Below are 11,874 nucleotides of genomic sequence, written 5' to 3' on the forward strand. Positions count from 1 at the left end.
TGACTCGGTGACTCCTGACTCCTGACTCATGTGCTACGTTATCAGTTATTCTATTGGCTAGGTATCTACCCTTAATATTAGTTCTATCGAATACGAATTACTGTGCGTTTTGATATAGTTACACTTTTCCCTGACTGTTTCACGTCAATTCTCAATTCTGGTTTGCTGGCTAAGGCCTTAGCTAAACAGATTGCTCAAGTGCATCTAGTTAATCCCAGAGACTTTACCACGGACAAACACCACAAGGTGGATGATGAAACCTATGGTGGTGGCGTGGGAATGCTGATGAAGCCAGAACCGATTTTCGCGGCTGTGGAGTCTTTGCCGATTCTACCCCGTCGTGATGTGATTTTGATGAGTCCCCAAGGACAACCGATGAACCAGCCCTTGCTGCGGGAATTAGCCGCGAATTATGACCAATTGATTGTTATTTGTGGTCATTATGAAGGGGTAGATGACAGGGTGCTAAATTTGGTGACTCGTGAGATATCTTTGGGCGATTTTATCCTCACTGGGGGAGAAATTCCTTCTATGGCTTTGATTAATGGTGTGACGCGGTTGCTACCGGGAACTGTGGGTAAGGAGGAATCTCTCAAAAATGAAAGTTTTGAAGCGGGTTTGTTAGATTTTCCCCAGTATACTCGTCCTGCTAATTTTCGTGGTTGGAAAGTCCCAGATGTGCTACTAAGTGGTAATCATGCAGCAATAGCTCGTTGGCGTTTTCAACAACAAATTCAGCGCACTGCTTCCCGTCGTCCCGATTTGCTGAAAAAATGGCAAGAAGAGCAGGGGGAGTAGGGGGAGTAGCGGGAGTAGGGGGAGTAGCGGGAGTAGGGGGAGTAGCGGGAGTAGCGGGAGAAAAATATTCTTTTGCAACTGACAACTGTAAGGGCGAAGCATTTGGAAGATAAATTATCGGTAGTTGCGAAAAATGCTTCTCCAAATGCTTCGCCCCTACTAACAACTGACAACTAACAAACTATGAACATCAGAATTGGTAACGGCTACGATATACACAGATTGGTGAGCGATCGCAATTTAATTTTAGGCGGTATTCACATTCCCCATGAACTCGGCTTGTTAGGGCATAGTGACGCTGATGTTCTTACCCATGCCATTATGGACGCGATGTTAGGAGCATTATCTTTAGGGGATATTGGTCATTATTTTCCCCCTACAGATCCAAAATGGAAAGGGGCTGATAGTCTTGTACTATTAGATCAAGTACATCAATTAATTCGTGACCAAGGTTGGAAAATTGGCAATATTGATTCTGTCGTTGTGGCTGAACGTCCCAAATTAAAACCCCATATTTCTAAAATGCGGGATAAATTAGCCGCAGTTTTAGAAGTAGAACCAAATCAAATTGGTGTCAAAGCTACAACTAATGAAAAACTTGGACCAACGGGAAGAGAAGAAGGGATTTGTGCTTATGCTGTAGTTTTGTTAGTAGCAGATGATTAATTCATAACTAAATAGGAGAATAAGAGAATGTTTAGTTTAGATAAACCAGAAGAACTAATTAAAATCCGACTTATTTCTAGTATTTGGAATAATCAATTTGATTCACCGGAGAAAATAGAAAGTTTATTTCAACTGTCTTTTCCAGATATTATCGTCTTAGATCAAAATCAGCAAATTGCATTATTAGTAGATGTCAAAGCGCAAGAAATTCTAGAAAGTCATGAAAATGATTTATCAAAAGTCAGCAATCTGTATTTACAAAACTCTCAAACAAACCCGCGATTTGTTATGTTAGCAAATTTAACAGAAATTAATGTTTTTAAATCTACTAATGGTGTATTTTCTAAACCAGAGATATCATTAAATACAGGAAAAATTCTCAGCCATTATGATTCAGAATTTTGTGAGAAAACAATATTTAATTTCTATTTGAAAACCCTTATAGTATCTTGGTTAAGAGATTTGAGTTATCACTGGAAATCAGAAATACCACCTGCCTCTGAAAAATTTGAAAAAATAGGTTTATTAGCAAAGATAAAAAATGGAGAAACATATTCACAAAACTATGAATAAGAGTAGATAATTTATATTTAATTACCAGTATCAGGAATATCAAAATATTAAAACCATGACATTACAAAAAATACTCAATCTTACGAAACGCTTTTTCTTATTAATCACAATTATTGCTTTTACAGCAACAACAATTACCGCTTGTAACCCAATTCAATTAAAAACCAATGCGGCTCAAGTTCCGCAATTAGTCAGAAGTATTCTGAATGATCCAAAAACATTTAATGCGGCACTTGGTTCTGAATCACCAAATATTTTTGATCTTACTTATGAAGGATTATTAACGCAAAATCCTATTAACGGTAAAATAGAAGGAGCATTAGCTCAATCATGGGAAATATCACCTGATAAAACCAAAATTGCCTTTACCATGCGTGAGGGTTTAAAATGGTCAGACGGACAACCATTAACAGTTGATGATGTCGTATTTACCTACAATGATATTTATTTAAATGAAAAAATTCCCACAGATACTAGAGATGTTTTGAGAATTGGTAAAGATCGCAAATTACCAACTGTGAAAAAAATAGATAATAAAAGAGTAGAATTTAGTGTACCTGAACCATTTAGACCTTTTTTGCTAAATACAAGGGCATCTATTTTACCTGCTCATATTTTAGAAAAATCAGTGAAAACAAAAGATAAAGATAGTAAACTGGAATTTTTGAGTAAATGGAGTGTTGATACTCCCCCAGAAGAAATTATTGTTAATGGACCTTATAAAATTGAAAGATATGATACAAGTCAACGGATAATTTTTCGCCGTAATCCCTATTATTGGCGTAAAGATGCTCAAGGTAAATCACAACCTTATATTGAACGGATAATTTGGCAAATTGTGGAATCAACAGATGCTTCTTTACTCCAATTTCGTTCCGGTGATTTAGATTCTATTAGTGTTTCCCCTGATTATTTTTCGCTGTTAAAAGTTCAGGAAAAACAAGGAAATTTTACAATATATAATGGTGGTCAAAGTTCTAGCACTTTATTTCTTTCTTTCAACTTAAATAAAGGGAAAAGAAATAATCAACCATTAGTTGATCCTATTAAATCTCAATGGTTTAATAATGTCCAATTTCGCCAAGCGGTAGCTTATGCTATTGATAGACAAACCATGTTAAATAATACTTTTCGTGGTTTGGGTACTTTCCAAAATTCTTCTATTTCTGTTCTAAGTCCTTATTTTTTATCACCAGAAAAGGGACTAAAAGTTTATAAATATAATCCTGATAAAGCGAAGGAATTACTAATAAAAGCAGGATTCAAATATAATGACAAAAATCTTTTAGTGGATAATCAAGGTAACGAAGTCAGATTTAGTTTACTCACCAATGCTGGTAATAAAATTCGGGAATCAATGGGTTCGCAAATTAAACAGGATTTAAGTAAAATTGGCATTCAAGTTGATTTTACTCCCTTGGCATGGAATACTTTTATAGGTAAGATATCTAATACTTTAGATTGGGAGGCTGGTTTATTAGGTTTAATTGATGGATTAGAACCTAATGATGGTGCTAATGTTTGGTCACCTGACGGGGGATTACATATGTTTAATCAAAAACCCCAATCTGGACAAAAGCCCATAGAAGGGAGAGAAGTTGCACCTTGGGAAGTGAAAATTAATGAACTTTATATTCAGGGCGCACAGGAATTTGATGAGGTGAAAGTCAAGGAAATTTATGGGGAAAGTCAACAATTAACACAGGAGTATTTACCTTTTATTTATTTGGTAAATTCCTCTGCTATGTCAGCAATTAGAAATCGTTTTGAAGGTATCCAATTTTCTGTCCTTGGTGGTGCTTTTTGGAATATTCATGAAATTAAAGTTACGAAATAGGTAATAGTGAAGAAATTCTTACTAATTACCAATCACCAAAAACTTTCTAGGTTGGCTAGAGTCTAAATCATTCTCATATTAATATCTGGTAATAAACTATGACATTACAAAAAATACTCCATTCCACAAAACGCTTTTTCTTATTAATCACAATCATTGCATTTACAGCAATAGGACTTACCGCTTGTAACCCAACTAAATTAAAAACCAATGCGGCTCAAGTACCCCAATTAGTAACGAGTATTCTCAGTGATCCAAAAACATTTAATGCGGCACTGAGTTCCGAATCACCAAATATTTTTGGTTACACTTATGAAGGATTATTAACTCAAAATCCTATTGACGGAAAAATAGAAGGTGTGTTAGCCCAATCATGGGAAATATCACCAGATAAAACCAAAATTACCTTTACCATGCGCGAAGGTTTAAAATGGTCAGACGGACAACCATTAACAGTTGATGATGTTGTGTTTACCTATAATGATATTTATTTGAATGAAAATATCCCTACAGATACTAGAGATGTTTTAAGAGTCGGAAAAGATCGCAAATTACCAACTGTCAAAAAAATAGATAATAGAAGAGTAGAATTTAGTGTCCCTGAACCATTTAGACCTTTTTTACTAAATACAGGAGCATCTATTTTACCTGCTCATATTTTAGAAAAATCAGTTAAAACCAAAAATAAAGATGGGAAATTGGAATTTTTAAGTAAATGGGGTGTTGATACTCCTCCCCAAGAACTTATTGTTAATGGACCCTATAAACTGGAAAGATACGATACCAGTCAACGGGTAATTTTTCGCCGTAACCCCTATTATTGGCGTAAAGATGCTCAAGGTAAACCACAACCTTATATTGAACGGATAGTTTGGCAAATTGTGGAATCAACTGATACTTCTCTACTCCAATTTCGCTCTGGAGATTTAGATACTATTGGTGTTTCTCCTGATTATTTTTCTTTGTTAAAAGTCCAGGAAAAACAAGGTAATTTTAGAATATATAATGGTGGTCCGAGTTCTAGCACTTCCTTTATTTCCTTTAACTTAAATAAGGGAAAAAGGAAAAATCAACCATTAGTTGATCCTATTAAATCTAAATGGTTTAATAATGTGCAATTTCGCCAAGCGGTAGCCTATGCTATTGATAGACAAACCATGTTAAATAATACTTTTCGCGGTTTAGGTACACCTCAAAATTCTCCTATTTCTGTCCAAAGTCCTTATTTTTTATCACCAGAACAGGGTTTAAAGGTTTATAAATACAATCCTGATAAAGCCAAAGAATTGCTACTAAAAGCGGGATTTAAATATAATGAAAAAAATCTCTTAGTAGATGATCAAGGTAATGAGGTGAGATTTGCATTGTTAACTAATGCTGGTAATAAAATTCGGGAGTCAATGGGTTCGCAAATTAAACAGGATTTAAGTAAAATTGGGATTCAAGTAGATTTTACACCATTGGCTTGGAATACCTTTATAGATAAACTTTCTAATACTTTAGATTGGGATGCTTGTTTAATAGGTTTAACAGGGGGTTTAGAACCAAATGATGGTGCAAATGTCTGGTCGCCTCAAGGGGGATTACATATGTTTAATCAAAAACCTCAAGCTGGACAAAAACCGATTGAAGGTTGGGAAGTTGCTGACTGGGAAAATAAAATTAATGAACTTTATATTCAAGGCGCACAGGAATTTGATGAGGTTAAATTAAAGGAAATTTATGGGGAAAGTCAACAATTAACGCAGGAGTATTTGCCTTTTATTTATTTGGTTAATTCCTATTCTCTCTCAGCAGTGCGAAATCGTTTTGAAGGTATTAAATTTTCTGCGCTTGGTGGTGCTTTTTGGAATATTCATGAAATTAAAATTACGAAGTAGGTAATTCGTCAGGCTTCGCCCCGCTTCGCTAACACGCAGAGGCGCAGAGGCTCAGAGAGTAAGAGTTTGAGCTATTGGTTTCTTATTGGGATATTTCATTTCTGTTGTCCACAAGTTTGACGTTAAATGCGGGTGTTTCTACTATATGAATGGTGGTGGACGCAATGCTTATACTTCCGTTTGTGTTGTCGAATTCGTCAAGAATCCGACTAAAGATGATATCTTTTTTGCCTCGACGTTGTTTGTAGTCCACTATATAACGCAGGGTAAATTCTAGCCAGTTGTCGTTAGCTGTTAGGGTGACAGCAGGTTCAATTTTGGCATCTTCAATTAAATATTTGTGTACCATGTGTTGCCATTGTGCCTTGGCTTGAGGCATATATTCCCCGACAACTTCGTTAGCTACCTGTTGCAGAATTTCTCTGGTTAAAGAGCGATCGCTCCCGTATTTTACTGGTACAGTAATTTCATCCCATACAAAGGGAAAATCTGCCGAATAATTAAATACGGGTTCTTTAAATACAAAACTATTAGCAATTCTCACAATACGACCATTATAAAGATCAGCTTTTACCCAAGCACCGCACTCCATTAAGGTAGTCCGCAAAATACTAATATCTATAACATCTCCCATTATCCCACCCAGTAATACTCTATCTCCTGGTTTGTAATATTGACCTAAGGAAATAGCTACCCAACCAGCAAAACTCCCAATTACTTCTTGTAATGCAAAGGCGACACCAGCACCAATTACCCCAAAAATTACTGTTAGTTTTCCCAGGCTATCACTAAATATCAAAACAATTAATAAAGCCATAATTGCATAGCCAATGAAGGTAATGGCTTTGCGGATATGATAGCGCAAATCACTGTCTTGAACTTGGCGCGGTAAAACTTGAGCTAAAATTCGGAAAACAATGGCAACTATAATAATTCCTGAAGTTACTTCAATCAATTTGACAACTATAGCATCCGCCAGTAAGTTTTGAATTGTCTTTGAAGCATTTTCCACAAGTTACTCCTTATTAAATAAAAAGTTAATTTACATTCATGAATCTGGTGTATTTTTACTGTTATCAGGGTTGAACAGATTATTTAAAGAAGATAGCCGAAATCCTGGTGATTTGTAATCTTGAGGCAAATAATTTTCTGGTATAGTCGTCTGATTACCGTCTCTGACAGCAGAGTAATGGGGAGACAGAATTTCAATTTCTGCTTCATTACATTTATCTTGAATGTTTTGGTGGAGTTCTGAATAAATACTTGCCATGAGTATAGGTTTATTGGTATAAGCATTTAATTCATAGCTGACATAAAAATCATCTAAACTGGTTTGGAATACAAAGGGAACAGGCTCGGCTAAAATATTATTTGTTGCTATTGCTGCATCAATTAAAACTTGATGAACTTTTCGCCAAGGCACATCATACCCCAGTGTGATTGTAGTATTTAATATTAGATAATAATTAGGGTCTTGTGATAGGGAACTATAGTTGATAATTTGGCTAGTTAATACAGTTCCATTAGGAATAGTAATGATCACATTTTTAATGGTACGAATGCGGGTAACTAGCAGGGTTTTTTCTACTATATCACCTATAGCGTCACCAATTTTAATGCGATCGCCTATTTGGAAAGCACGGGTATAAATAAGAATAGTTCCCGCGACAACATTAGTAATAACAGCCGTTGAACCTAATGAAAATAAAACACCTAAAAATACTGAGATACCCTGAAAAGCTGGTGAACCAAATCCTGGTAAATAAGGAAATGCTAAGACTAATGCTAGGGCGACTATAATTAAGAATACCAGTTTATAAGTTGGTTCTGCCCAGTCATTATAAAAGCCGGAAATGGATATATTTCCATTACCCAATTCTGTGAAAATATAGCGAATAAATTTAAGACTGTAGTGGGTAATGAAGAAAATTAATGCTAATGCAAATATATTAGGTAAATAATCGGCAAATGCTAACCAACTTTTATAAATTGCTCCTAGAAAATAACTAATAAGTCTAGAACTTATTTGTTTTGTCCAAGGAAAAAAACTTAAAACTAAAGAAATGTAGATATATAAAATACTAATTACTATAATTATGCAGATAATCTTAACTAGCCTAGTCACAATATTACTGACTCTAGCTGTGGGTAAAAGTTCTATATTTTGAATTCTTAACTCAGGAATTCTAATTCCTCTCCAATTTTGTAATTTAGTAATAATTCTGGGATAAACTTGATTAAACACTTTCAGGAACACGAATAAAATTACTGTTGAAATAAAAGTATAAAATAGCCCCTTCAAAATATTATATAAGCTACGTTCTTTTCTGTATTGATTGATGGCATTTCTAATTATTTCTATACATTTTTCTGCTAGTATTTGTCTTGTTTTATTTACAGCTTTAGCATCTTTGTCTGTGATGGTAAATAATGTTTTATCCCCTATGACAATATTAGTTGTATCTGAATTTTCTACAACTCGCAATTTATCCATAGATATTAATGGATCATTAGCAATTTTTTCTAGTCTATTGGTGACAGCTTGCGCTCGCGCTTGGTGAGAAAATGAACCGACATTTTTCTGAATTACAAATAGTGTTGTATTTCCTAATAACACAGGAGTTCCATCTATTTTATTCACAATTTCTGAATTTTGGGCAACAGGTATAGCTTTATCTTGAATAGTTACGGTTTTATCTTGAGAATAACCCATAGATATGTTGATTATAAAAATACAACATATCAGGCTAATCATGAATTTATTTAAAATATTTAGATACTTGTTTTTATTGGTGTATTTGTTCATGGTTTGATTAAATTTATGGACTTACTTAATCTACTTTTGATATGGTATCATTAAGGTTATAAACATAATCAACCTAAAAGCAAAGGCAATATTTTGAACAAATTTCGTACACAAGAAGCCGTGACAAGTAGGGGTTTAGCTTTTGCTTTACCCTTGCATAAATCAAACCGGATTCCTATAAAATAGATTTATAGTATAAATTGATGTTTGTGTATATCAAGCGCATATCAAGGATAATTATATTCACTTAAAATCTAAAATTGCTGTGACACAACCCGAAAATTTGCGATCGCTCTTAGAATCCGTCGCCAATGGTACAATTAGCCCAGAGATAGCCTTTGACTCCCTCAAAAACTTACAATATGAATCTGTAGGTGAGTTTGCTAAAATAGACAACCATCGTCAATTAAGAACAGGTTTCCCGGAAGTAATTTGGGGACCTGGTAAAACACCGGAACAAATTGCTCAAATTATGGAAGTCATGCGCCACCGCACTTCCGTAGTCATGGCTACCCGCATTGAGCCAAAAGTATATTCTGCATTGCAAAAAAAAGTTAGAGGTATCCAATATTACGAACAAGCCCGAATTTGTGCCATTGTTCCTCCGGTGATTGAAGTCAGATTTCCTGGACAAATCGGGATTCTCTCCGCTGGTACTGCTGATTTAGCCGTCGCCGAAGAAGCCGCTGTCACTGCGGAACTTTCGGGTTTTTCTGTACAGCGTCTTTGGGATGTGGGTGTAGCCGGAATTCACCGTTTATTAAGTAACCGTCACCTGCTAGAATCATCATCAGTATTAATTGTGGTAGCGGGCATGGAAGGGGCTTTACCCAGTGTGGTAGCAGGTTTGACGGATTGTCCAGTGATTGCTGTTCCTACCAGTATTGGTTATGGTGCAAGTTTTTCCGGTTTAGCACCTTTATTAACAATGCTCAATTCTTGCGCTGCTGGTATAGGTGTGGTCAATATAGATAATGGCTTTGGTGCAGCGGTTTTAGCGGGACAAATTTTAAGAACTTCAGAAAAATTACGCTTGGCAGCAGAAAAATATTAAAGTATGACCGTAAAAACTGCGTATAATTACGATATTTATCTCATGGAACACCTTAACGACTCACTATTTCTCATCTTGGGAAATTTGGACTTTCATATCAATTTTACTGTTAGTAATTACACAGACTACTTTATATATGGTCTTGTAAAAGAGACAGACATTTTGGGTCAAATCCAAGGTGCTTGGAATCACTTTGTCAAAACTGGGCAAATTTGGGCGATGGTTATTGGTTTTGTCATTGGCTATATGTTTAAAGGTTTAACCAGTTACAGTTAAATTTATGGTCAGGAACAAGGAATAGAGTTGAAAGTCTTTTGGTATCTGATTTTTTTTGATCAGTATCTGTTTTAAACTACTTGACAACTGCTATATTCTAGGTTTTAGATTTTGGATTAATCATGATTCAAAATCGGCGTTGCTGATTAAGAGTATGATTTTATTGGGCTTCGCCCCGCTTCGCTAACACGCAGAGGTGATCCAGTCTCAGAGAGTAAGAGTTTCATTTTTTTGATTTTTCAATTTCATACCTCAATTCAGCAACGCCCAAAATCAATACCTTGTCCATTTTCTGCTTTGTTGGGTTAAGCGACAGCGCAACCCAAGGCTCATGTTGGGTTTCATGTTTCAACCCAACCTACAAATCAAGGCTTTTTCCAATTTGGACAAGGTATTGAAAATCTAACATCTAAAAATAATTTCTGCCTCTCCCTTCAGATTTATGACCGAAAAACAAACTTGGAGTCAGCGGTTTGAGTCCGCGCTGCATCCGGCGATCGCTCGTTTCAATGCAAGTATCAGTTTTGACATTGAACTCATCGAATATGATATTACAGGTTCTCAAGCCCATGCCAAAATGTTGGCTCATACAGGGATAATTTCCTATACAGAAGGGGAAGCAGTGTTTAACGGTTTAGAACAAGTTCGTCAAGAATATCGTCAAGGGCAATTCCAACCCGGTGTTGATGCCGAAGATGTCCATTTTGCCGTAGAAAAGCGACTTACGGAAATTGTCGGAGATGTAGGTAAAAAACTTCACACCGCCCGTTCTCGCAATGACCAAGTAGGTACAGATACTCGATTATACCTCCGCGATCAAATTCAACAAATTCGCCAGCAATTACGGGACTTTCAGACAGTCTTAGTTGATATAGCCGAAAAAAATGTCGAAACTCTGATTCCTGGCTATACCCACCTACAACGCGCCCAACCAGTAAGTTTAGCGCACCATTTACTGGCATACTTCCAAATGGCACAACGGGATTGGGAACGCTTGGAAGACGTTTGTAAACGAGTGAATATCTCCCCCTTGGGTTGTGGTGCTTTAGCGGGAACAACTTTTCCTATTGACCGCCACTATACAGCCAATTTATTACATTTTGACAATGTTTATGCTAACAGCTTGGACGGAGTGAGCGATCGGGACTTTGCCATAGAATTCCTCTGTGCTGCTAGTATCATCATGGTTCACCTCAGCCGTCTGTCCGAAGAAGTGATTCTGTGGGCATCTGAAGAATTTCGCTTCGTCACCCTCAAAGATAGCTGTGCCACAGGTTCTAGCATTATGCCCCAAAAGAAAAACCCCGACGTACCCGAATTAGTGCGCGGCAAAACCGGGCGAGTATTTGGTCATCTGCAAGCCATGTTAGTAATTATGAAGGGTTTACCCCTGGCTTATAACAAAGACCTCCAAGAAGACAAAGAAGGCATATTTGACAGCGTGAACACAGTCAAAGCCTGTTTAGAAGCAATGACAATTTTACTGCAAGAAGGTTTAGAATTTCGTCATCAGCGATTAGCAACAGCAGTTACAGAAGACTTTGCTAACGCTACCGATGTCGCAGATTATCTGGCAGCGCGGGGTGTACCCTTCCGCGAAGCTTATAACATTGTGGGCAAAGTCGTCAAAACCAGTATTGCCGCTGGTAAACTACTCAAAGATTTGCAGCTAGAAGAATGGCAACAAATCCATCCCGCATTTGCTGCTGATATTTATGAAGCCATAACCCCACGTCAAGTAGTTGCAGCCCGCAACAGCTACGGAGGCACAGGCTTTGTCCAAGTTAGACAAGCTCTTCTCAACGCCCGGACTCAACTCATTGTGAAATAATTTCTAAGTTAGGAAACAGGGAACAGGGAACAGGGGAGAAATTCAATTCTTTCTTCCAACTGACAACTGACAACTGTACGGGCGAAGCATTTGGAGAACTATTTTTGGCAATGACCGATAATTTATCTTCCAACTGACAACTGACAACTGTAC

General features: G+C 36.6%; 10 protein-coding genes. 8 read left to right on the forward strand and 2 right to left on the reverse strand.

Annotated features, from left to right (window positions below; translation table 11 throughout):
- The first annotated feature begins 102 nt into the window (after positions 1-102).
- The 5 genes from trmD (at position 103) to FJR06_RS20595 (ending at position 5,754) form a co-directional block, all read left to right on the forward strand.
- Positions 103-798 (forward strand): tRNA (guanosine(37)-N1)-methyltransferase TrmD, encoded by a 696-nt coding sequence (gene trmD, locus FJR06_RS20575; protein ID WP_015079844.1) that lies wholly within the window; start codon positions 103-105, stop codon positions 796-798.
- A gap of 183 nt (positions 799-981) precedes the next feature.
- Positions 982-1,464, forward strand: coding sequence for a 2-C-methyl-D-erythritol 2,4-cyclodiphosphate synthase (gene ispF / locus FJR06_RS20580; RefSeq protein WP_168633138.1), 483 nt, complete (start codon positions 982-984; stop codon positions 1,462-1,464).
- Between the two features lie 27 nt (positions 1,465-1,491).
- Positions 1,492-2,037 (forward strand): hypothetical protein, encoded by a 546-nt coding sequence (locus FJR06_RS20585; RefSeq protein WP_168652176.1) that lies wholly within the window; start codon positions 1,492-1,494, stop codon positions 2,035-2,037.
- Positions 2,038-2,092: 55 nt separating this feature from the next.
- The gene (locus FJR06_RS20590) at positions 2,093-3,874 is read left to right on the forward strand and encodes an ABC transporter substrate-binding protein (protein WP_168633140.1); all 1,782 of its coding nucleotides are present in this window, start codon (positions 2,093-2,095) and stop codon (positions 3,872-3,874) included.
- Positions 3,875-3,972: 98 nt separating this feature from the next.
- Complete coding sequence (locus FJR06_RS20595; RefSeq protein WP_168652177.1) at positions 3,973-5,754, forward strand: ABC transporter substrate-binding protein; 1,782 nt, start codon at positions 3,973-3,975, stop codon at positions 5,752-5,754.
- Between the two features lie 82 nt (positions 5,755-5,836).
- Here the strand turns inward: FJR06_RS20595 and FJR06_RS20600 are convergent, their stop codons facing one another.
- Positions 5,837-6,766: a mechanosensitive ion channel family protein gene (locus FJR06_RS20600; RefSeq protein ID WP_015079838.1), complete on the reverse strand. Its 930-nt coding sequence runs from the start codon at positions 6,764-6,766 to the stop codon at positions 5,837-5,839.
- A gap of 36 nt (positions 6,767-6,802) precedes the next feature.
- Positions 6,803-8,467 (reverse strand): mechanosensitive ion channel family protein, encoded by a 1,665-nt coding sequence (locus tag FJR06_RS20605; protein ID WP_235082002.1) that lies wholly within the window; start codon positions 8,465-8,467, stop codon positions 6,803-6,805.
- Positions 8,468-8,825: 358 nt separating this feature from the next.
- Between FJR06_RS20605 and larB the strand changes: the two genes are divergently transcribed.
- From larB to argH, 3 genes are all read left to right on the forward strand, one after another.
- Positions 8,826-9,614 (forward strand): nickel pincer cofactor biosynthesis protein LarB, encoded by a 789-nt coding sequence (gene larB, locus FJR06_RS20610; RefSeq protein ID WP_015079836.1) that lies wholly within the window; start codon positions 8,826-8,828, stop codon positions 9,612-9,614.
- A 3-nt stretch (positions 9,615-9,617) separates the two neighbouring features.
- The gene (locus FJR06_RS20615; RefSeq protein WP_015079835.1) at positions 9,618-9,890 is read left to right on the forward strand and encodes a hypothetical protein; all 273 of its coding nucleotides are present in this window, start codon (positions 9,618-9,620) and stop codon (positions 9,888-9,890) included.
- A 442-nt stretch (positions 9,891-10,332) separates the two neighbouring features.
- Positions 10,333-11,721 (forward strand): argininosuccinate lyase, encoded by a 1,389-nt coding sequence (argH, locus tag FJR06_RS20620; protein ID WP_168633142.1) that lies wholly within the window; start codon positions 10,333-10,335, stop codon positions 11,719-11,721.
- The last annotated feature ends 153 nt before the right edge of the window (positions 11,722-11,874 follow it).

It is taken from the genome of Dolichospermum sp. UHCC 0352, from assembly GCF_009711925.1.
In the GTDB taxonomy this organism is placed as follows: domain Bacteria; phylum Cyanobacteriota; class Cyanobacteriia; order Cyanobacteriales; family Nostocaceae; genus Dolichospermum; species Dolichospermum lemmermannii.